This window comes from Pseudoalteromonas sp. MM1 (assembly GCF_030296835.1).
Lineage (GTDB): Bacteria > Pseudomonadota > Gammaproteobacteria > Enterobacterales > Alteromonadaceae > Pseudoalteromonas.
The window spans coordinates 3,063,962-3,085,015 of sequence record NZ_AP027922.1; the positions used below are offsets into that span (position 1 = coordinate 3,063,962).

At 42.9% G+C, this 21,054-nt stretch carries 20 protein-coding genes; 3 read left to right on the top strand and 17 right to left on the bottom strand.

Annotation, left to right across the window (positions count from 1 at the left end; translation table 11 throughout):
• Positions 1-38: 38 nt before the first annotated feature.
• Together QUE46_RS13765 and QUE46_RS13770 are read right to left on the bottom strand one after the other, a co-directional pair.
• Complete coding sequence (locus QUE46_RS13765; RefSeq protein WP_004589427.1) at positions 39-404, bottom strand: hypothetical protein; 366 nt, start codon at positions 402-404, stop codon at positions 39-41.
• A gap of 63 nt (positions 405-467) precedes the next feature.
• Positions 468-1,340, bottom strand: a complete 873-nt coding sequence (locus tag QUE46_RS13770) for a hypothetical protein (RefSeq protein ID WP_286245252.1) — start codon at positions 1,338-1,340, stop codon at positions 468-470.
• A gap of 116 nt (positions 1,341-1,456) precedes the next feature.
• On the opposite strand from QUE46_RS13770, the gene QUE46_RS13775 reads away from it, so the two are divergent.
• The 3 genes from QUE46_RS13775 (at position 1,457) to yjjG (ending at position 3,639) form a co-directional block, all read left to right on the top strand.
• Positions 1,457-2,356 carry a phosphoribulokinase gene (locus QUE46_RS13775; RefSeq protein ID WP_286245253.1) on the top strand — a complete coding sequence of 300 codons (900 nt, stop codon included), beginning with the start codon at positions 1,457-1,459 and terminating at the stop codon, positions 2,354-2,356.
• A gap of 63 nt (positions 2,357-2,419) precedes the next feature.
• Positions 2,420-2,965 (top strand): inosine/xanthosine triphosphatase, encoded by a 546-nt coding sequence (yjjX, locus tag QUE46_RS13780; protein WP_286245254.1) that lies wholly within the window; start codon positions 2,420-2,422, stop codon positions 2,963-2,965.
• Positions 2,965-3,639, top strand: coding sequence for a pyrimidine 5'-nucleotidase (yjjG, locus tag QUE46_RS13785; RefSeq protein WP_286245255.1), 675 nt, complete (start codon positions 2,965-2,967; stop codon positions 3,637-3,639). Before yjjX ends, yjjG begins: the two co-directional genes overlap by 1 nt.
• Before the next feature lie 138 nt (positions 3,640-3,777).
• Here the strand turns inward: yjjG and lpxC are convergent, their stop codons facing one another.
• The 15 genes from lpxC to rsmH form a co-directional block, all read right to left on the bottom strand.
• Entirely contained in the window at positions 3,778-4,689 is a 912-nt protein-coding gene (lpxC, locus tag QUE46_RS13790; protein WP_004589422.1) for a UDP-3-O-acyl-N-acetylglucosamine deacetylase, read from the bottom strand.
• Positions 4,690-4,795: 106 nt separating this feature from the next.
• A complete protein-coding gene (gene ftsZ / locus QUE46_RS13795; protein WP_089348633.1) occupies positions 4,796-6,043 on the bottom strand; it encodes a cell division protein FtsZ in 1,248 nt (415 codons plus the stop codon).
• 23 nt (positions 6,044-6,066) lie between these two features.
• Positions 6,067-7,299: a cell division protein FtsA gene (gene ftsA / locus QUE46_RS13800; RefSeq protein ID WP_004589420.1), complete on the bottom strand. Its 1,233-nt coding sequence runs from the start codon at positions 7,297-7,299 to the stop codon at positions 6,067-6,069.
• A complete protein-coding gene (locus QUE46_RS13805; RefSeq protein ID WP_286245257.1) occupies positions 7,296-8,081 on the bottom strand; it encodes a cell division protein FtsQ/DivIB in 786 nt (261 codons plus the stop codon). Before QUE46_RS13805 ends, ftsA begins: the two co-directional genes overlap by 4 nt.
• Position 8,082: 1 nt before the next feature.
• Positions 8,083-9,003 (bottom strand): D-alanine--D-alanine ligase, encoded by a 921-nt coding sequence (locus QUE46_RS13810; RefSeq protein WP_286245258.1) that lies wholly within the window; start codon positions 9,001-9,003, stop codon positions 8,083-8,085.
• Positions 9,000-10,409: a UDP-N-acetylmuramate--L-alanine ligase gene (gene murC, locus QUE46_RS13815; RefSeq protein ID WP_051063459.1), complete on the bottom strand. Its 1,410-nt coding sequence runs from the start codon at positions 10,407-10,409 to the stop codon at positions 9,000-9,002. The genes QUE46_RS13810 and murC overlap by 4 nt, the downstream gene beginning before the upstream one ends.
• Before the next feature lie 42 nt (positions 10,410-10,451).
• The gene (gene murG, locus QUE46_RS13820; RefSeq protein WP_286245259.1) at positions 10,452-11,528 is read right to left on the bottom strand and encodes an undecaprenyldiphospho-muramoylpentapeptide beta-N-acetylglucosaminyltransferase; all 1,077 of its coding nucleotides are present in this window, start codon (positions 11,526-11,528) and stop codon (positions 10,452-10,454) included.
• On the bottom strand, positions 11,525-12,700 hold the full coding sequence (ftsW, locus tag QUE46_RS13825; protein WP_286245260.1) for a cell division protein FtsW: 1,176 nt from the start codon (positions 12,698-12,700) through the stop codon (positions 11,525-11,527). Before ftsW ends, murG begins: the two co-directional genes overlap by 4 nt.
• The gene (murD, locus tag QUE46_RS13830) at positions 12,697-14,031 is read right to left on the bottom strand and encodes a UDP-N-acetylmuramoyl-L-alanine--D-glutamate ligase (RefSeq protein ID WP_286245261.1); all 1,335 of its coding nucleotides are present in this window, start codon (positions 14,029-14,031) and stop codon (positions 12,697-12,699) included. Before murD ends, ftsW begins: the two co-directional genes overlap by 4 nt.
• Entirely contained in the window at positions 14,032-15,114 is a 1,083-nt protein-coding gene (gene mraY, locus QUE46_RS13835) for a phospho-N-acetylmuramoyl-pentapeptide-transferase (RefSeq protein WP_004589413.1), read from the bottom strand. It abuts the gene before it with no gap.
• Positions 15,114-16,496 (bottom strand): UDP-N-acetylmuramoyl-tripeptide--D-alanyl-D-alanine ligase, encoded by a 1,383-nt coding sequence (gene murF / locus QUE46_RS13840; RefSeq protein ID WP_286245262.1) that lies wholly within the window; start codon positions 16,494-16,496, stop codon positions 15,114-15,116. The genes mraY and murF overlap by 1 nt, the downstream gene beginning before the upstream one ends.
• A complete protein-coding gene (gene murE / locus QUE46_RS13845; RefSeq protein ID WP_286245263.1) occupies positions 16,493-17,971 on the bottom strand; it encodes a UDP-N-acetylmuramoyl-L-alanyl-D-glutamate--2,6-diaminopimelate ligase in 1,479 nt (492 codons plus the stop codon). Before murE ends, murF begins: the two co-directional genes overlap by 4 nt.
• Positions 17,964-19,781, bottom strand: a complete 1,818-nt coding sequence (locus QUE46_RS13850) for a penicillin-binding transpeptidase domain-containing protein (protein ID WP_286245264.1) — start codon at positions 19,779-19,781, stop codon at positions 17,964-17,966. The genes murE and QUE46_RS13850 overlap by 8 nt, the downstream gene beginning before the upstream one ends.
• A complete protein-coding gene (ftsL, locus tag QUE46_RS13855; RefSeq protein WP_055014177.1) occupies positions 19,778-20,104 on the bottom strand; it encodes a cell division protein FtsL in 327 nt (108 codons plus the stop codon). Before ftsL ends, QUE46_RS13850 begins: the two co-directional genes overlap by 4 nt.
• Positions 20,101-21,039 (bottom strand): 16S rRNA (cytosine(1402)-N(4))-methyltransferase RsmH, encoded by a 939-nt coding sequence (gene rsmH, locus QUE46_RS13860; RefSeq protein WP_004589408.1) that lies wholly within the window; start codon positions 21,037-21,039, stop codon positions 20,101-20,103. Before rsmH ends, ftsL begins: the two co-directional genes overlap by 4 nt.
• Between the last annotated feature and the right edge of the window lie 15 nt (positions 21,040-21,054).

A 21,054-nucleotide genomic window follows, 5' to 3' on the forward strand; every position in this document is an offset into this window, starting at 1 on the left:
ATTAAAAGCCGCTGAGTTAGCTACTCAGCGGCTTTTAATTACCCGTTAATAATCTGCGTTAGCTTGGCAATAAAGTCTTTTGCTGCTTGCTCTGAGTTAATTTTAAAGGCCACCCCATAGTGAATCGGCTGCGCACTTTTATGAATACGAGTAGGAAACCGCGTCATCTCGCTACTATGAAAATATCCTTGTACTCGTGTTACCTCATCAATTGTTGCAAAATCATCACTAAACACCTCAAAGGCAGGACGAATAATTATTTTACCTTTACCCGCTTCGCTGTGGGTATAAATTGCCTCTTTAGAATTTGCTAACATGTATTCAGCAATGTTTTTAATTTTAAAGTTGCTTCTGCACTTTAACTGAATGAGCTGCTCTGTTAACTCATCTGCACTATAAGCCACGTGGTGATCCCTTTACTGTTTAATTGTGCATTACATTAGCCTATACGCGCTGCAAAGTCCGAATTATTTTACATCGCATACAAAGGCAAGTTTGTCGTTTTTATAACTCATTCGCGTTATGTTTGTCTCACAATATGGGCTTAAGTTAAGCCATTGAGAAATCTCATCGGTGCCGCTTAAATTACGCATATATACACGGTTTTTAACCGCATAAGCCACTGTATTAGCATCTTTTAGAATAAAGTCTTGTACTTGCTCTGGCAACCTTAGTAAATCTTCTACCTGTTTAGATTGTGGGTTAAAGCGTGCTAAAACATGCTGTTCATTTTTTGTGTAGCTAAATAAAAATGTTGCGGTTTTACTGTTATAAATAAGCGTACGCCCTATGTTACTTGCTACCACTTCGCCTTTTGCCGCAGCAACCGAAGTATATTGCAATGTATGTGGCTCACCTAAAATAAACATAACTAAATCGTTTTGAGCGCCCCATGCGTGGTAGCCAACAGGTTCAATCCAATCAAAAATACGGCTCGGTGCTTGCTCTGTATCGAGTGGGTATTGCCACAACTTTTGTTTAGTATCTTGCTCTACCACAATGGCCGATAAACTTTGTTTTGAGGGCATAATAGTGGGCGAATATTCGCTCACCGGCGTATTTGTTATATTGCTTACTTGCTTGGTTGCAAAATCATAATAGGCAATATCGGTTTGACTTTGCTCGCTTGAAATAACTTCATGCGTGAAATAAATACCTTGGTTTGTTAAATAAGGTTGGTTGTTATAGCTGTTTTTGTCGCTCACTATACTTACTTGCATACCGTAAGGGGTATTTAAATCAGCAAGTAATATTTGGCTCTTAGGCATGCTAGCCTGCGCTGTAGCAAGGCTTAGCGCCGCTAAAGAGACTAGCCCAAGCAATGGTTTAATAAGTTTCATGCTTTCTCTCGTTTTAATTTTAAGCACCTCATGATAACGTTATTTGCCGATGGCGTCACTTGACCTAAGTCAGTCAACTCTTTATAACTGTCTTGGTCCTAAAAAAGAGAAAATACATGTCAGCTAAACATCCTATCATTGCTATTACAGGTTCGTCGGGTGCGGGAACTACCACGACCACCAATGCAATTAAACATATTTTTCGTAGCCTCAACATTGATGCGGCTTTTATCGAAGGAGATAGCTTTCATCGTTACACGCGCCCAGAAATGGATAAAAAAATACGCGAAGCACAACAAGAAGGTAAACACATAAGTTACTTTGGCCGTGAAGCCAATGACTTTGGCGCATTAGAAACCTTATTTGGTACCTACGGGGAAACAGGCCAAGGCAAGTTACGCCGATACTTACACACCTTTGATGAAGCAGTGCCATATAATCAATTGCCCGGCACTTTTACCCCTTGGCAAGATCTTGAAACAAACACTGATTTAATGTTTTACGAAGGCTTGCACGGTGGCGTGGTAGATCAGGATCATGATGTAGCTAAGCACGTAGACTTGCTAATAGGCATGGTGCCTATTATTAACCTTGAATGGATCCAAAAATTGATCCGCGATACGCAAGACCGCGGCCACTCTCGCGAAAAAGTAATGGATTCAATCGTACGCAGTATGGACGACTACATTAACCATATTACGCCGCAATTCTCGCGCACCCATATTAACTTTCAGCGCGTACCAACCGTTGATACATCAAACCCTTTTAGCGCAAAAGATATTCCATCTCTCGATGAAAGCTTTGTTGTTATTCGCTTTAGAGGAATTGATGACGTTGATTTTCCGTATTATTTACAAATGATTGAAGGCAGCTTTATGTCGCGTATAAATACCCTTGTGGTGCCAGGCGGTAAAATGGGTTTAGCAATGGAGCTGGTACTTACCCCGCTTATTAAAGACATTATTGTTAAAAAGCGTGCTCTTGAAAACCTAGCCCCTTTAGATATACCTATTTAGCCCCTCTTTTATGATTTACACTTCTAACGTACACTGCTGCTTTTGCTAACAGTGAGGGAAAACGTGTCGCACTCATTAAAAATTATTGTGGGCTCTAAAAACCCAGTAAAAATTAACGCTGCAAAACATATTTTTGCAATGTACTTTCCTGATTGTGAAATTGATTGCCAAGGCGTTAATGCTCCGTCTAATGTGCCCGATCAACCTATTGGCGAGGAACAAACCCGCGTAGGTGCACAAAACCGAGTTACCCACTGCAAAAACATGTACCAAGCCGATTACTACTGTGCAATGGAAGGTGGTGCAGAGCAATTTAGCTATGGTGCTGCAACCTTTGCCTATGTTGTTATTAATAATGGCTCTGAGCAAGCGATAGGACGCAGTAGTAACCTGCCGTTACCACAAGTGTTATATAACGCGCTATTAAACGGTGAAGAACTTGGCAATGTAATGGATAAAGCCTTTAATACCCACAACATTAAGCAAAAAGGTGGAGCAATTGGCCTACTTACAAATAATCACGCAACCCGTGAAAGCACATACACCCAAGCACTTACTTTAGCTATGGCGCCTTTTATACACCCTAGCCTTTATCATCAGGAAGTTTAATGAAATACAGTTATGTACTGTTTGATGCAGACGAAACACTATTCAGATTTGATATTTTAGCGGGTATGACCCGCATGTTTAAAACGTACGATGTACAATTTACCCAAGCCGATTACCTCCATTATCAAAAAACCAATAAGCAGCTGTGGTTAGATTATCAAGATGGAAAAATTAGCGCCGATTACTTACAAGTAACTCGCTTTAATGAATGGGCTGCAAAATTAAATGTACCAGCAAAAGAATTAAACGATGCATTTTTAGATGCTATGGCGCAAATTTGCGAGCCTTTACCCGGCGCCGTAGAGCTGTTAAATAAACTAAAGCCACATGCTAAATTAGGTATCATAACTAACGGATTTGCCCGCTTACAAACGGTGCGCTTAGAACACACAGGTCTAAAAGATATGTTTGATTGGCTGGTAATATCAGAGCTGGTAGGCATAGCAAAACCTAATAAAGCTATTTTTGAGCACACATTTGAGCTAATGGGCAATCCAGAGAAAAGCCAAATACTTATGGTGGGCGACACTGCAACTAGCGATATTTTAGGAGGCAATAATGCCGGTATTGATACCTGTTGGTTACAACACCCAGGGGAGCAGTTACCTGAAGGCATAACTCCGACTTACACAATAGCTACCTTAGATCAATTGCAGTCCATTCTTAAGATTTAGCTAAGGCGTGTTGATTATTGCGGATTAAAATTCAACCATCAAAGCTCAACACGCCCTAAATTAAAAGCAAAAAAAATGACGCTGTTAGCGTCATTTTTTATAACTGTTTGTGAGCGTGTATTTTTTAAAAATACTAAATTAGGCAGTCGCTAATTCAAGGCCGGGTGCAGGCATCGTAACAGGCGTTTCAAATGTTGCCCACTCCCATGCTGACTCAGTTGCCATAATTTTGCGAAGTAACTTGTTATTTAAATCGTGACCCGATTTATAAGCTGTTACTTTACCTAGTAGGTTATGACCTGTCATAAACATGTCGCCCACACAGTCTAATATTTTGTGTTTTACAAATTCATCGCTGTAGCGCAAACCATTTGGGTTTAGTACTTTAAAGTCATCAAGTACTACTGCACTGTCCATGCTGCCACCTAGTGCTAGGTTATTTGCATGCATGTATTCAATGTCTTTCATAAAACCAAATGTACGTGCACGGCTAATTTCTTCAGTAAAGCTTTGCGCCGTAATATCTAAACCAATGCGCTGGCGGCTTTCGTTAATGGCCGGGTGATCAAAAGCAATTTCAAAGTCGATATGAAAACCATCATACGGTTCTACTTCGGCCCATTTATCGCCTTCTTCAATACGTACTTTTTCTTTTATACGAATAAAGCGTTTAGCAACATTTTGCTCTTCAATGCCGCCTTTTTGTAACAAGTAAATAAATGGTAATGCACTACCATCCATTATTGGCACTTCTGAGCTATCTAGTTCAACAATTAGATTATCAATACCCATTGCAGCAACTGCTGCAATTAGGTGCTCAGTCGTAGATAAGCGAACGCCATCTTTGTTAATCAAACAGGTACACAGCTGCGTATCACCAACGGCTTCAGGTGTTGTTTCAAAATCAACAACCGGATCAAGGTCGACACGACGAAATACAATCCCGGTATTTGCGCTCGCAGGTCGGAGAGTTATTGTGACCTTCTCACCTTTATGAAGTCCAATTCCTATGGCTTTGACTACTTGTGCAATCGTACGCTGTTTAATCATAGGTTCGCTCACTTTTAAATCAGTTACAGTTAGACGGCGGAGTTTAACATAAATCCTTTTGCCTTTCAATATTTGTACATATTTCAAACAAAAGCATTAGTAAATGTTAATCAGCCTGCTTACGTAAAAAAGCCGGAATATCAAAATAATCTCCGCCTTCTGATTTATCCGCTTTTTTACTATTTTGCGCTGACGAACTTGCCGTATTGCTTGAGCTTGTAGATGGCGCTTGTTCTTTGCTTTCTACTTGCGTGCTTGGCGCAGTTTCTTCAGTGCTTGTGCCTTGGCTTGCAAAGCTTGGTACGTACATGCTGCTCGATTGGTTTGATGAACTAGCTACATCAGAGCCTGATGCCTTTTTAAAGCCGTTATCAACAATACCAAACTGCGGACGACGATCGCCGCCTAAACCCGTAGCAACAACAGTTACACGTAACTCGTCGCTCATTTCTGGGTCAATAACCGCACCTACAACAACCGTTGCATTTTCAGACGCTAGCGCTTTAACGTGGTTCCCCACAATTTCAAATTCTTCAATCGCAATGTCCATACCCGCGGTAATGTTAACCAAAATACCTTTGGCACCGGTTAAATCAACGTCTTCTAGTAATGGGCTTGAGATAGCGGCTTCTGCAGCTTCTTGAGCACGATCTGGGCCTGATGCAGAGGCTGTACCCATCATCGCAGTACCCATTGCTGACATTACGGTACGTACGTCGGCGAAATCCACGTTAATTAAACCAGAGCGTGTAATTAGCTCCGCAATACCTTGAACCGCACCAAAAAGTACGTCGTTTGCTTTAGCGAAGGCATCTAATAGTGTAGTCCCTTTGCCTAAAACTTTAAGCAATTTATTGTTCGGAATTGTAATAAGTGAGTCTACAATTTCTGACAATTCGTTAATGCCTTGTTCAGCCGCTGCGGCGCGCTTTTTACCTTCAAAGTCAAAAGGACGCGTTACTACAGCAACCGTTAAAATACCTAATTCTTTAGCAATTTTAGCAACCACAGGTGCAGCACCGGTACCTGTACCACCACCCATGCCGGCAGCAATAAATACCATATCTGCGCCTTCAAGGCTGGCACGAATGGTTTCTGCATCTTCTTCAGCCGACTCACGGCCTACTTCAGGGTTTGCACCTGCACCTAACCCTGAGGTTATTTGCGTGCCTAGTTGTACGGTAATATCGGCAGCGGAATTACGTAATGCTTGCGCATCCGTATTTGCAGCTATAAAGCGCACGCCTTCTATTTGTTGTTTTACCATGTGCTCAACAGCGTTACCGCCGCCACCGCCCACGCCTATTACCTTAATTACAGCTTCTTCGCTGTGTTGTTCCATCATATCAAACATGTTTACTCTCCGACTTGAGTACTTTAAAACTCGCCTTGGAACCATTTAGTAATGCGGTTCCACCAATTATTATTATCCTCTGCTTTCGACTTTTGTGCATTCATCGATTGCATAGTGCGCCCGTATTGTAACAAACCTACAGCGGTTGCGTACGAAGGATCGTCTACGTAGTCTGTCAAACCAACTATCCCGATTGGTTTGCCTATTCTCACTGGCATTTGGAAAATGTCTTCAGCCACTTCCATTGCGCCAGTCATTTTAGCAGTCCCGCCTGTAATAACGAGGCCTGCCGCAATTTGGTCTTCTAAACCTGAGCGACGAATTTCTTCCATCGCTAGTTCAAATAATTCTCTAAAACGAGGCTCTACCACTTCAGATAAAGTATGGCGCGACATTAAACGTGCTGGTCGCCCGCCTACACTGGGTACTTCTATGGTGTCTTCGTTGCTTGCCATTTGGCTACTTGCACATGCATATTGTACTTTGAGTGACTCAGCATGTGATATAGGTGTACGAAATATTTTTGCAATATCACCGGTTACTTGATTACCCGCCACCGGAATCACCGAAGAATGACGCAATGCACCGTTAATATAAATAGTGATATCCATTGTACCACCACCAATATCAAGCACCGCTACGCCAAGCTCTTTTTCGTCATCAGTTAATACTGAGTAACACGATGCAAGCGCGGTAAATATAAGCTGATCGACCTCTAAACCACAGCGCTCAACACATTTTTCAATGTTTTTAGCCATGTCGTTTGAGCAGGTTATAATGTGTGCTCGTGCTTCCATACGCACACCGCTCATACCAAGGGGGTTTTTAATGCCCTCTTGCATATCAATGCTGTATTCTTGCGGTAATGCATGCAGCATTTTACGCTCGGCCGAAATAGGCACAGAGCGCGCTATATGAATTACATTTTCAATGTCTTCATCGGTTACTTCGGTATTATTGATAGCAACCACGCCGCTTTCGTTTTGACATTGTATGTGCTTACCAGAAATCCCTAAGTACACTGAGCTAATACGACAATCAGCCATTAACTCTGCTTCATCTATTGCTCGGCGAATCGACTCAGACACTAAGTTTAAATCGTTAACGCCGCCTTTATCCATACCATGAGATACTTGGCTGCCCACACCAACAATACTGAGCTTGTTATCTGCGGTGATTTCACCTACCGTGGCCACCACTTTTGAGGTGCCAACGTCTAATCCAATCACTAGGTTTCTTTCTGCTGACTTAGTCATGCCTTACTCTTATTTTGTAATTGCTGTTCTTGCACAGGCTTATAGCTAACTGCAAGGCCGGTATCATAGCGTAAATCTATTGCATCTATTTGTGCATCTGCACGCTTTTCCATGCGCGGGTACACATCTATAAACCGCTGTACTCGCTTTGCTTTGTCTTTGCGCCCTAAATTTAAGCGCACGCCATTATCTAACCATAACTGCCACGAAAAACGCTCCGAAAGGGCTAAGCTTTTTAACGTTAATGCATTTACCTTTAGCATTTCGTCAAACTGCTTAAACGCAATCCACGCTTCTTTTTCACTGCCTTCGGGGCCGTAAAGTTGCGGTAAATCATTGGCGAGTTTATCGCTGCTTGCTTCAAAGGCATCGCCACTTTGGTTTAGCAATAAATCGCTATTCCAATGGGCTACGGCTTCGTGTTCAACTACGTACACTTGTACTGTATCGGGCCATTGCTTGCGTACCGATACGGTTGCAACCCAGGGTAAATCTTTTACTAGTTGCTGTACGCGTTTTACATCTAGCTCAAAAAAACTGCTTAAATCGGCCTTTTTTATTGCTTTAATTATGGCCTTTTCGTCAGTGTATTTGGGCTTACCTAGCACTGTTAAGTGCTTTATTTGTGCATCTTTGTTCTCTACTAGCCAATCAGATACACCGGTCGTTATTTGCACAAGGCCAATCACTACCACCAGAAAAAAGCTCACTCCAAAAATCAGCGACCAATTAAAGTTAAGTTGCTGTTTTAACTGTTGAGCTTTTTCTAAAAGGGGGTGCATATTAAAGCGTTTGCCCCAAAATGCGAACAACTAATTGCTCAAATGTTGCCCCGTTTGCTTTTGCCGCCATGGGCACCAGCGATTTTTCGGTCATGCCAGGGACTGTATTTACCTCTAATAAGTAAAAATTTCCTTGCTCATCTTGCATGGCATCTACACGTCCCCAGCCACTTGCACCCACTAAATCAAACGCCTCTAACGACATTGTCTGTAAGTGCTGAGTATCTTGCGCCGATAAATCGGCAGGGCAATGATACTGCGTTGTGTTTGATTGATACTTAGCTTGGTAATCGTAAAAGCCATTTGGCGTTGTCATTTCAATAACTGGCTGTACTTCATCGCCTAATACAGTAACGGTAAATTCGCGTCCGGTTATCCACTGCTCTACTAACACTTGGCTATCAAACTTAAAAGCGTGTGTAAGGGCATCTTCAAGCTCTTGAGCGTTACTTGCTTGCGCCATGCCTATGCTTGAGCCTTCGTGTGATGGCTTAACCATTACTTTTTTAAACTCATCCATAATGGCTTTTGCATCAAAGCCTTTTTTAGCATCCACAACGGCATAAGGCGCTGTGCTTAGCCCTGCAGATTTAAATAAATGCTTACAACGTACTTTATCCATTGCCAAGGCTGAACCCAATACATTACTACCCGTGTACGGCAAATTCATAAATTCAAGCGCGCCTTGTACTGTACCATCTTCGCCACCACGGCCATGCAAAGCAATAAAAACACGATCAACCTTTAATTCTTTTAGCTCCCACAAAGAGCGATTTTGCGGGTCAAAAGCAATGGCATCAACACCGGCATTTTGTAGTGCATTAAGCACCGCTTGCCCTGAACGTAGTGACACTTCGCGCTCTGCTGAGTTACCCCCTAGCAGTACTGCTACTTTACCAAATTGCGCGTTTTGTTGCGTCATACTTCACCTTGCTTTAATTTTTCCACCGACATACCTGTTGCCGCTAATGTTTTAACCAATTGCCCTATATTACCAGCGCCTTGCGTTAAAACTAAGTCGTTATTTTGTAAGTTATCTGCCAATACACCAGCAAGCTCTGCGCTCGTTGCTACATGTAGAGGCTCTTTTCCGCGCTGGCGTAAGCTGCGGCACAGGCTTTTACTGTCTGCGCCAACAATAGGCTCTTCGCCGGCACTGTACACATCAAGTAATAAAAGTTGATCGACATCTGCCAATACTTTTACAAAGTCTTCGTATAAATCGCGTGTACGGGTAAACCTGTGCGGTTGATAAACCATAACTAAACGTTTTTCTGGCCAGCCTTCGCGTACAGCAGCAATTGTGGCTGCCACTTCTGATGGGTGATGTCCGTAATCATCCACCAGCATGACATTGCCGCGCTCGTTTTCAAAATTGCCATAATGCTGGAAGCGTCGTCCTATGCCTTCAAATTTTTGCAGCGCCTCTAAAATTGCGTGGTTAGCAATGTTTTGATCTTTAGCCACTGCAATTGCCGCCGTGGCATTAAGTGCGTTGTGCTTACCTGGCATATTAAGCGTGGCACTTAAGCTTTCACCGCTTTTATGTGTCACTGTAAAAGTACAAGTACTTGCTGATTGGCTAAAATCGCTCATGCGGTAGTCGGCATCTTTTGACTCGCCATACGTGATCACAGGGCGACCAAAACGCGGGATCAGCTCACTTGCTACCTGCGAGTCTATACACACTACGGCTAAGCCATAAAATGGCAGGTTATGAATAAAATCCACATAAGTGTCTTTCATTTTCTCAAGGCTGCCGCCATAGGTTTCCATGTGATCTTCTTCAATATTGGTGATCACCGACACCATAGGCTGTAAATGTAAAAACGATGCATCGCTTTCATCTGCCTCAGCAATTAAAAAGTCGCTCTTGCCCACTTTTGCGTTACTGCCCGCGCTATTTAATAAGCCGCCAATAATAAAAGTAGGATCAAGCCCTGCCTGAGCATAAATACTGGCAATTAAACTGGTTGTTGTGGTTTTACCATGTGTGCCCGCAATGGCAATGCCATGGCGAAAACGCATTAATTCGGCAAGCATTTCTGCACGGCGAACTACTGGTATACGCGCCGCTTTAGCTGCAATAATTTCAGGATTTGTTTCGTCAATAGCACTTGAAACAACAACTACGTTGGCATCTTTTACATTGTTTTCGTGATGGCCTATAAATACTTCTGCACCGGCTTTAATTAAGCGTTCGGTCATTGCGCTGTGCGCTATATCAGAGCCTGTAATACGGTAGCCTTCAAAAGCCAGTACCTCGGCAATGCCGCCCATACCCGCACCACCAATACCAATAAAGTGGATGGTTTCTATTCGACGCATAGCAGGTCGAGTTTGTTGTTCTTGTATTGACTTATCTTTCACTTATTTTCTCTTATTTGTTACTTGCTCACAGTGCGAGGCAACGCTTGCTGTGGCATCTAGAATGGCTTGCTGCTTAGCATTACTGGCCATTTGTTTGATTAATATAGGCTTTGCCAAATACGGGTTTAATAGCTCAACTATTGAATCTTTATTAAACTGCGGCTGAGGCATTAAAAGCGCGCCATTTGCGGTTACTAAATACTTTGCGTTGGCGGTTTGATGATCGTCTACCGCATGTGGAAACGGCACAAACACAGCCATTTTACCCGCGGCGGCGATTTCACTAACAGTCAGTGCACCTGCACGGCAAATAACAATATCGGCCCACGCGTAGGCGGCGTCCATATCATCTATAAATTCAGCAACTTTTAGGTCTTCATCTGCAATGTTGTTTTGCGCATACGCGCTTTGTACACCCTCAATATGGCCTTTGCCTGTTTGGTGCCACACTTTAATTGGCGCTGTTTTAGCAAGTAAATTAAACGCCTCTGGCAGTGTTTGGTTAAGCACTTGTGCGCCTAATGAGCCACCCACCACTAAAATATTAATAGGGCTTGAAACATCACGTTTAGCTACATTAGCAACGCTTGCACGTACTGGGTTTCCGACTAATTCGGCTTGCCCTGGTGCAAACGCGCTTGGAAATGCAGCAAGTACTCTATTAGCAAATTTTGCCAACCACTTGTTGCTCATTCCTGCCACTGCATTTTGCTCATGAATCACCAGTGGAATGCCTAAACTTTTAGCGGCAATGCCGGTTGGTCCGGTTACATAGCCGCCCATAGCAAGCACTACATCAGGTTGCTGAGATTTCAATACCTTACGCGCCTGCAATATTGCATTAATTACCATGAATGGGGCTTTAATAAGACGCTTAAAGCCATTACCGCGTACGCCCTTTACATTAATAAAATCAATCTCAATATTATGCTTTGGTACAACATCCGCTTCCATTCTGTCTGGCGTGCCTATCCAGCTTACTTGCCAGCCTTGCTCTTTTAAATAATCGGCTACAGCAATACCTGGGAATATATGCCCGCCTGTACCACCGGCCACAACTACTAATTTTTTACTCATCGCTTACCTCCGCGTGAGGTGGCTTGTTTGGTTGCCATTTTAGTTTCAAAATCAACACGCAATAAAATACCGGTGGCAATCGTCATTATTAACAAACTTGAGCCACCATACGAAATAAACGGCAAGGTTAACCCTTTAGTTGGTAATAACCCCGCACTGGCGCCTACATTAACCATGGTTTGAAACGCAAACCAAATGCCAATAGCAAACGCAAAATAGCCTTCGTATTCTTTGCCACATTTTAAAGCTTGCTGGCCTATTAAAAGCGCCCTAAATACAAACACAGCCAATACACATAAAATACTTGCTACACCTACAAGGCCAAGCTCTTCACCTATAACGGCAAAAATAAAATCGTTATGTGCCTCGGGTAAATACTGTAACTTTTGCACACTGTTACCTAACCCTTGGCCAAACCAGCCGCCTTGGCTGTAGGCCATAAGCGACTGTACTAACTGATACCCTTTACCAAATGGGTCTTCCCAAGGGTCTAAAAAGCCCACCACTCGCGCCATTCTGTATGGCTCTACAATAATCAGTAATACAACAAGCCCTACGCCCGTTAAAATAAGTACAAAAAACTGCCACAGTTTTGCGCCAGCCAAAAATAACAGCCCCACAGTTGTTACAAACATAACCACCACGGTTCCTAAATCTGGCTGTAGCAAAATAAGCAAGGCATACACTGCAAATACAGCAATGGGCTTAGCAAAGCCTTTAATATTTTCTTGTACTTCTTCGCGCTTTCTTACCAAGTAGCCTGCTATATAACTGAAAAAGTATAATTTAGCGGCTTCGGCCACCTGAAAACCAACAGGTCCAATGGGAATCCAACGCTTAGCACCGTTGACTTCGCGACCTATTATTAACACCGCAATAAGCAGCACCATACCAAGCAGTAACAAATAAGGGTTTGAGCGTTTCCACCAATCCATAGGGACACTGGCGGCAATCCAAAACAAAATAAATGCCATTGCTAAAAACATGCTGTGGCGAATGGTAATATGGTATGAGTTATCAAACAGCCTTTCGGCTGTAGGCATTGAGGCACTAGTCACCATTACAAAACCCACACCTATAAGCATTAACATGCAATAAAGCAGTGGCACATCGTAAAGCTGTGCGGAGGGTTTTGGGGTGAGTGTTTCTTTTAAATCGGCAAAGGCAATCATAGCTGCCCTTCCATTACACATTGCACAAAATCATCACCGCGTTGCATGTAGTTGTTGTACATATCAATGCTGGCACAGGCAGGCGCAAGTAATACAATGTCACCGCGTTTACTAAGTACTTTTGCAAGTGCCACGGCCTCTTGCATATTATTTACTAAGTGCGATTTACTGGTAAGTGCAGCAAGTTTATCTGCATCTTTACCAAAGCATACAAATGCTTTTACATGGCTTTTTATATATGGCTTTAACGCACTTATATCAGCGCCTTTAGCATCACCACCGGCTATTACAATCAGGTTTTCTTGATCTGAGGCCAAACTATCTATTGCCGCTATAGTCGCGCCCACATTAGTGGCTTTAGAGTCGTTAAAGTATTGAACACCATTTTGCTCATCTACAAACTGACAACGGTGGGCTAAACCATTAAATTGGCTAAGCGCCGCTGTGTACTGTTCTTTACTAATATCAAACGGGCTTAATAACGCCATAACCGCCAGTGTATTTAAGTGATTGTGCTTGCCAACTACCGCAAGCGTGCTAACAGGTAAATATGCCTCGCCTTTTACTATAAAATGCAGCTCATTATTGCGCTCAGCTAAGTGGTAATCACCTTGGTCGGTGCCAAAGCTCATTTGCGGCGCTAAAGAGCGACTAATAGGTTTAGTTTGAATGTCATCTGCGTTGGTTACTAAAAGCTCAGCATTGTTATATATGCTTAATTTTGAGTCGATATAGGCTTGGTAGCTGTCGTAACGATCTAAATGATCTTCAGATATATTTAATACAGTGGCGCTAATTGGTTTTAAGCTTGAGCTGGTATCGAGTTGAAAGCTTGAAAGTTCCAGCACAAACACATCAAAATCATCGCTTAATAGATCAAGTACCGCAGTGCCAATATTGCCACCTAATGCCACTTTGTAACCTGCAGCTTTTAGTACCTCGTAAGCTAAGGTAACAACCGTTGATTTACCGTTAGATCCAGTGACAGCAACAACCGGTTTTGTATTTATACGAGCAAACAGCTCAACATCACCAATTACTTCAACGCCTGACTCTATTGCTTGAGCAATTGCAGGAATTTTTAAACTAAGCCCGGGGCTTATGATGATCATGTCGGTTTTACAAAGTGCGGCGCTACCTAAGTCACCAAAATGCGTATTAAGATCAGGAGCATGCTCTTTTAGCCAATCCATACCTGGTGGCGCAACACGGCTATCAACGACCTTTGGTACAAAACCATGAGATAATAAAAAACGCACAATGCCCAGACCGGTTACACCGAGTCCGAGCACTGTTATATGTTTGTTTTTTATCTCGTTTAAATACTGCATTTATCGAATCTTTAATGTCGCAAGGCCAGCAAGTACTAGCACAATTGAAATTATCCAAAAGCGCACAATAACACGTGGCTCTGGCCAACCTTTTAGCTCGTAATGATGATGAATCGGCGCCATTCTAAAAATGCGCTGTCCGCGTAGCTTGTATGAGCCAACCTGTAAAATTACCGATAAAGCTTCCATTACAAACACACCACCCATAATAATAAGCAGTAGCTCTTGGCGTACTAAAATAGCAATAATGCCCAGCGCACCGCCAAGTGCTAGCGAGCCTACATCGCCCATAAATACTTGGGCTGGGTAAGTGTTAAACCATAAAAAACCTAACCCTGCGCCAACAATAGCGGTACACACAACCACTAACTCACTAGCCAGCGGTAAATGCGGGATATGTAAGTAAGCTGAAAAGTTAATATTACCGGTTAAATAAGCAATTATGGCCAGTGCAGCAGCCACTAAAATAGTCGGCACAATCGCCAAGCCATCTAAACCATCAGTCAGATTTACCGCGTTTGAAGTTCCCACTAATGCAAAGTAAGTAATTACAATGTAAAACAAGCCCAATTGTGGCAATACATCTTTAAAAAATGGCACCACGAGTGAGGTTTCTGACGCTTGCGTACTCGTAGCATACAGTGCAGTTGCAACCACTAGAGCAATAACCGATTGCCAAAAATACTTCCATTTAGCGATTAACCCTTTAGGGTCTTTGCGTATTACTTTGCGGTAGTCATCTATAAAGCCCACTAAACCTAGCGAGCCAATTACAAATAAGGTTGCCCATACGTATTTATTTGATAAATCAGCCCATAATAAAGTGCTGGTAAATATAGCGCCTAAAATAAGTAAGCCTCCCATAGTAGGAGTACCTTTTTTAGATAAGTGAGATTCTGGGCCATCATCGCGCACTACTTGGCCAATTTGCATTTTTTGTAACGATCGAATGAGCTTAGGGCCAAAATAAAGCGACATCATTAGCGCTGTTAATATGCCTAAAATGGCACGTAAGGTTAAATACGAAAATACATTAAAGCCACTGTAATATTGGGTTAAATACTCTGCCAGCCAAACTAACATTATGATACTCCATTGATGGCTTGTTGCTGGCCATTTACTAAATCGGTTACTAATAATTCCATGCGAGAACTGCGCGATCCTTTTACCACAAGTGTGGTTTTACTATTTGTATTATTAAGACTGGTTTGAATTTGCTTGAGCATCTCTTCACGGTTAGAAAAATGACGGTTTGGCTTATCAAAAACATCGCTTGCGTATTTACTTAACACGCCGAGTGTAAATAGCTCATCTATACCTTGCTGTTTTGCGTATTCACCTACTTCTTGATGGTAACTTCTGGCATCTTCGCCAAGCTCTCCCATATCCCCCAGTGCTAAAATACGGTGGCCTTGAATATCACTTAATAAATCAATGGCAGCTTTTACCGACTTAACATTAGCGTTGTAGGTATCATCAATAACAGTTAGCGAGTCGCTCACTTTAATTAAATTTACTCGCCCTTTAACATCGCCCATGGTGGCAAGTGCAGTGGCTATTTCTTCAAGCGATACATCAAACTCACTGGTTAAAGCCGCGGCAATAAGCGCGTTGCTCACGTTGTGCTTACCTGGAAGTGCAAGTTTAACGGGTACTTTTTGATCTTGTGTACACAATAAAAAGCTCGCACGAGCGTTTTCGTCTAGGTTGATGTTTTCAGCCCAAATATCAAGCTTTTCAGTACTTGAAAAACACTTAACAGTGCGCCCTTTTAACTTATCAAGCCAGTATTGGCTAAATTCGCTATCACAGTTAACAATGGCGACACCCTCGTCTTTTAGGCCATCAAAAATCTCACCTTTTGCTTTAGCAACGCCCATTAAGCTACCAAAGCCTTCTAAATGAGCAGCGGCAACATTGCACACCACAGCCACATCGGGTTTAGCCATGGCGGTTGTATAAGCAATTTCGCCTAAATGGTTGGCGCCAAGCTCTATAACAGCAAAACGGTGCTGCGGCTCTAAACGTAATAGCGTAAGCGGCACGCCAATATCGTTATTAAAATTACCTTTTGTGGCGAGCACATCTCCGTGCACCGATAAAATAGCGGCGCACATTTCTTTTACCGTTGTTTTACCCACACTGCCTGTAATGGCAATAGTTTTAGGGTTAACCTGCGCCATAACTGCTGCACCTATATTGCCTAATGCAATACGGGTGTCGTTAACAACAAACTGCGGTATATCTACATCAACTTTGTGCTGAACAATAACGCCTATAGCGCCTTTTTGTTTTGCGTCAGCAATAAATTTATGGCCATCAAAATTAGGCCCTTTTAACGCTAAAAACACCTCACCTTTGCAAATACTGCGGGTATCGGTATTAATATTTACTACATTAAGATTATCACCTAGATAATCGGTTGCTAGCACATTAGCCAGCCAATCAAAGTCCATTGGGATCATTGAGTTATCCCTCTTACTGCTTTTTTTAGTTGTTCTTTTACATAACTGCGATCGCAAAAGTCGATACGTTGATCGCCAATAATTTGGTAATCCTCGTGGCCTTTGCCGGCAATTAAAATAACGTCATCCGCATTTGCATTCTCTATTGCATAGCGAATGGCTTTTGCTCTGTCTGCCTCTAAATGAGCTTTTTCAGGCTGCGATAAACCCGCTGCCACATCTGCTAAAATAGCATCTGGATTTTCTGAACGCGGATTGTCGCTGGTAACAATCACCTTATCTGCATTTTGTTCTGCCGCTTGCGCCATTAAAGCACGCTTGCCTTTATCTCTGTCGCCGCCACAGCCAAAAACACAGCTAACCCCACCAGGCACATGCTTTTGTAATGCTTGTAAAGCCAGAGCAAGTGCATCTGGAGTATGGGCGTAATCAACAACGCACGTTGGTAAATTCGCTTCGCTAAACGCTTGCATACGCCCCGCAACGGGGTGTAAATGTGCGCATCCAGCAGCTAATTGCTCAAGCGGGTAACCAAGCCCTAGCAATGTTGCCAGTGCTGCGGTTAAATTATATAAGTTAAACTCACCAAATAGAGGCGATGTTACGCTAATATCACCCCAACTTGTGTTCAATTGCGCCGAAATACCACTTTTAGAATATTCCACATCAGAAAAATACACATAACGCGCATCTTGCGGCGCTAAATTTTTCCGGCCATAGCAAATTAGGTTATTAAAATTGTATTTTTCTAGCCATTGCTCTGCTTGGCCATCGTCTTGATTTAATACCACAAGTTCTGGCTCAAAATCGCGAAACAGCATTAGCTTAGCGTCGCCATAACTTGCCATATCACCATGGTAATCAAGGTGATCACGCGATAAATTAGTAAACACCGCTGCTTTAAATTGGCATTGAGCCACACGCTGCTGCACTAATCCGTGCGATGAGACCTCCATCGCTACAAGCTTTTTTTGCTGCTGCTTTAAGTCATGCAATATGTGCTGCAAGTCAACAGCCGAAGGCGTGGTATTAATAAGTGGCGTTAGTGTATCTGGGTGGCCATAGCCTAATGTGCCTATAATGGCCGAAGGAGTACTACAAAACTGCGCTAAATGCGCCATCATGGCTGTTGTTGTTGATTTACCATTAGTGCCCGTTACACCAATTAAATCGAGAGATTGGCTTGGGTTTTCATAAAATTGGCTTGCCAGCTCTGGGAGTTTTTTATCAAGCTCAGTTACTAGATAAAGAGGCTCAAATTCAACGTCAAATTCGCACAGTCTATCGGCAATAATGGCTGTAGCGCCATTTTCAATTGCTTTGGCAATAAACTGTCCGCCATCAAGTGCATGGCCTTTTATCGCCACAAAAACATCACCGGGCGTTACCTCACGGCTATCAAGGCGCAAATCTTTAACTAGCTGCGAAGGTGCATCTATGTCGATATATTTTAAAATAGCCTTTAAATCACGCATCGTTATCTTTACCTTTTACGTAGGCCACTTCTTCCTTATCAGGGGCTACGTTTAATATTCTTAATGCGTTAGAGACGATTTCTGCAAATGCAGGGCCTGCGGTGGCACCTCCATAGTACACATCGCCACCGGGCTCATTTATCATCACTACCACAGCCAAGCGTGGGTTACTTGCCGGCGCTACACCTGCAAAATAACCTACGTATTCATCACCGTAACCACCAGCAACTGCTTTTTTAGATGTACCAGTTTTACCAGCTGCGCGGTAGCCATCAACTTTAACGTTTCGGGCTGTACCGTCTTTTTCAAACACGCTTTCCATCATGTGAACAACGGCTTCTACGTCTTTTTGTTTAAAAATACGTTCGCCTTCTGGCACACCGTCTTGCTTTAAAATTGTAAGTGGACGGTTAATTCCACCGGCACCTAACATGGTGTAAAAACGGGCCATTTGCGCCGTACTTACCGAAATAGCATAGCCAAACGATAACGTAGCAATTTCAAAATCAGACCAGCGGCGGTTTGGGTAAAATAAGCCGCTGCTTTCGCCAACCATACCTGTGCCCGTATCGCTACCAAACCCCACTTTTTGATATAAACCAACTAAGTAATCTTTAGGTACTTGTTGCGTTACTTTAGCCACGCCCATGTTTGATGAGTACTTTAAAATTTCGCGAAGCGTCATTTCACCGTGGTTACGGGTATCTTTTACTAAACTGCCGCCTAAACGCATCCAACCTGGGTAGGTATCAATGGTGTCGTCGGCTTTAATTGCGCCGTAGTCTAGCCCAGCTAAAATGGCTAGTGGCTTAACGGTTGAGCCTGGTTCAAACAAATCGGTAATTGCGCGATTGCGGCGTTTATGTGGTTGTGCATCGTTCAAATTATTTGGATTAAATGATGGGCTATTTACCATGGCTAATACTTCACCGGTTTTAACATCCACCACCATGGCTGACCCCGAGGTCGCTTTATACGTTAGTACGGCAGATTTTACTGCTTTATAAGCAATCGCTTGAATACGTTGGTCAATACTTAGCTGAATGTTTTCAGGCTCTACACGCTCACGCTCATCTAATACTTCAACTTCGCGACCTTGGGCATCTTTACGAATAGTGCGGCGACCTTCTTCGCCTGTAAGGGCATTTTCGTAAAGTTTTTCAATACCTTCTATGCCTTTTCCATCAATGTTTGTAAAACCTATGATGTGCGCGGTTACCTCACCCGCTGGGTAATAACGTTTAGACTCATCTAACAAGTGAATACCCGGTAAGCGTAATTGGCTAATGTAGTTGGCAACAGCAGGGGTTACTTGGCGCTTTAAATACACAAAACGACGGGTGGGATCGTTTAATAAACGCGAATTTACTTTTTTAGGATCGATACGCAATACATCTGCCAGCTCACGCCAACGCAGGTCATTTGCATAATAAACAGAGGTACGCTTATCAAGCTCAGCGGCATTTTCAGCAAGCGTTTTATGATCTTCACCGTTTTTACGCGCCTGTTTTATAACTTTAGCAACAAGTGACTTATGCAATGCTTTAGGATCGGCATACACACTGACTACAGGCACACTTACAGCAAGCTCTTTACCTTGACGATCGAAGATCATACCGCGTTGCACATGTAGTTTTTCAACTCGTACGGTGCGTTTATCGCTTTCTGAACGGGCTTTATCTGGCTCAATAACTTGTAAATAGGCAGCACGCGACACCAGTGTTACAAACACTAAAAACACCACAGTGCACACCAACATAAAGCGCCATGTGATTAAGTTATTGACCTGTTTTTTGCCGCGATTTCTCATTGTATTATTATTACCTGTTCGTCCTGACTGGTAGGGCGCTTCATTTCAAGCTGTGTAGTAGCCACTTCTTCAATGCGCGCATGCTGCGAATAGAACTCTTCTTCTACAAGTAAATAGCGCCACTCTAAATCAAGTTCATCACGCTCTTGTAACAGCGTGTCTTGTTTAATTAGCTGCGCACGGGCAGAGTGTGTAACCTGTACTACCGCTAGGCTTGAAGCGAATATCACAACCAACAAGGCCGAGGTTAGCTTATTAGCTCCTAGGCCTTTTAATATTTCTAAAAATAAATTGGGTTGGCGATTATTCGCTTTAGTGTTCATCCAAGCCTCTGTGCAATCCTAAGTACTGAGCTGCGAGAGCGTGGATTACGCTCAATTTCTTCAGCACTTGGTTTAATAGCTTTACCCACTGCTTTTAACGTCAGGTTTTTATTTATTTGTGCGTCGGTTAAAGGCAGACCTCTGGGTATCGCTTCTCCCTTACTCTGTTTTCTAATAAATTGCTTCACAATTCTGTCTTCAAGTGAATGAAACGAAATAACCACTAAACGTCCACCTGGCTTTAATACTTTTACAGCAGCTTGCAGTGCGGTTTGGATTTCTTCTAACTCACTGTTTATGTAAATTCTGATTGCCTGAAATGTACGTGTGGCTGGGTGTTTAAATTTATCTTTAACGGGCACCGCTTCATCGACTAAATCGGCAAGTTGCTTAGTTGTGGTAATAGGCGTGTGCTCTCTTACCTCAAGTACTTTGTGGGCAATACGCTTACCAAACTTTTCTTCACCGTAGGTTTTAATTACATGGGTAATGTCTTCAAGCTCAGCTTCGGCTAGCCACTGCGCTGCGCTGCGCCCACTTGTTGGGTCCATGCGCATATCAAGCGGGCCATCTTTCATAAAGCTAAAGCCACGCTCTGCGTCATCAAGCTGGGGGGAGGACACGCCAATATCTAATAAAATGCCATCAACTTTACCTAACAGATCGTTTTGCTCTGCAACATCGTATAAGTTAGAAAAGCGAGTGTGAGCTATAGCAAAGCGAGCATCATCGGCAAATTTTTCAGCCGATTTTATTGCTTGTGGGTCTTGATCAATGGCCTGTAAACGTCCTTGCTCACCAAGTCGAGCAAGTATTTGACCTGAGTGTCCGCCACGTCCAAAAGTCCCATCCATGTATATGCCGTCTGGCTTAATTGCAAGAGCATCGATGGTTTCGTCCATTAATACGGATACGTGTTCAAATTGCGCAGTCATTAGCTTGTGTTTGCC

Excerpts from the sequence above, each read along its gene's own strand:
- QUE46_RS13775 (WP_286245253.1), top strand. The coding sequence starts at position 1,457 with ATGTCAGCTAAACATCCTATCATTGCTATTACAGGTTCGTCGGGTGCG.
- lpxC (WP_004589422.1), bottom strand. The coding sequence starts at position 4,689 with ATGATTAAACAGCGTACGATTGCACAAGTAGTCAAAGCCATAGGAATT.
- ftsW (WP_286245260.1), bottom strand. The coding sequence starts at position 12,700 with ATGATTGCCTTTGCCGATTTAAAAGAAACACTCACCCCAAAACCCTCC.
- ftsA (WP_004589420.1), bottom strand. The coding sequence starts at position 7,299 with ATGACTAAGTCAGCAGAAAGAAACCTAGTGATTGGATTAGACGTTGGC.
- murD (WP_286245261.1), bottom strand. The coding sequence starts at position 14,031 with ATGCAGTATTTAAACGAGATAAAAAACAAACATATAACAGTGCTCGGA.
- QUE46_RS13805 (WP_286245257.1), bottom strand. The coding sequence starts at position 8,081 with ATGCACCCCCTTTTAGAAAAAGCTCAACAGTTAAAACAGCAACTTAAC.
- mraY (WP_004589413.1), bottom strand. The coding sequence starts at position 15,114 with ATGTTAGTTTGGCTGGCAGAGTATTTAACCCAATATTACAGTGGCTTT.
- rsmH (WP_004589408.1), bottom strand. The coding sequence starts at position 21,039 with ATGACTGCGCAATTTGAACACGTATCCGTATTAATGGACGAAACCATC.
- murF (WP_286245262.1), bottom strand. The coding sequence starts at position 16,496 with ATGATCCCAATGGACTTTGATTGGCTGGCTAATGTGCTAGCAACCGAT.
- murG (WP_286245259.1), bottom strand. The coding sequence starts at position 11,528 with ATGAGTAAAAAATTAGTAGTTGTGGCCGGTGGTACAGGCGGGCATATA.
- ftsZ (WP_089348633.1), bottom strand. The coding sequence starts at position 6,043 with ATGTTTGATATGATGGAACAACACAGCGAAGAAGCTGTAATTAAGGTA.
- murC (WP_051063459.1), bottom strand. The coding sequence starts at position 10,409 with ATGCGTCGAATAGAAACCATCCACTTTATTGGTATTGGTGGTGCGGGT.
- QUE46_RS13810 (WP_286245258.1), bottom strand. The coding sequence starts at position 9,003 with ATGACGCAACAAAACGCGCAATTTGGTAAAGTAGCAGTACTGCTAGGG.
- QUE46_RS13770 (WP_286245252.1), bottom strand. The coding sequence starts at position 1,340 with ATGAAACTTATTAAACCATTGCTTGGGCTAGTCTCTTTAGCGGCGCTA.
- QUE46_RS13850 (WP_286245264.1), bottom strand. The coding sequence starts at position 19,781 with ATGAGAAATCGCGGCAAAAAACAGGTCAATAACTTAATCACATGGCGC.
- yjjG (WP_286245255.1), top strand. The coding sequence starts at position 2,965 with ATGAAATACAGTTATGTACTGTTTGATGCAGACGAAACACTATTCAGA.
- murE (WP_286245263.1), bottom strand. The coding sequence starts at position 17,971 with ATGCGTGATTTAAAGGCTATTTTAAAATATATCGACATAGATGCACCT.
- ftsL (WP_055014177.1), bottom strand. The coding sequence starts at position 20,104 with ATGAACACTAAAGCGAATAATCGCCAACCCAATTTATTTTTAGAAATA.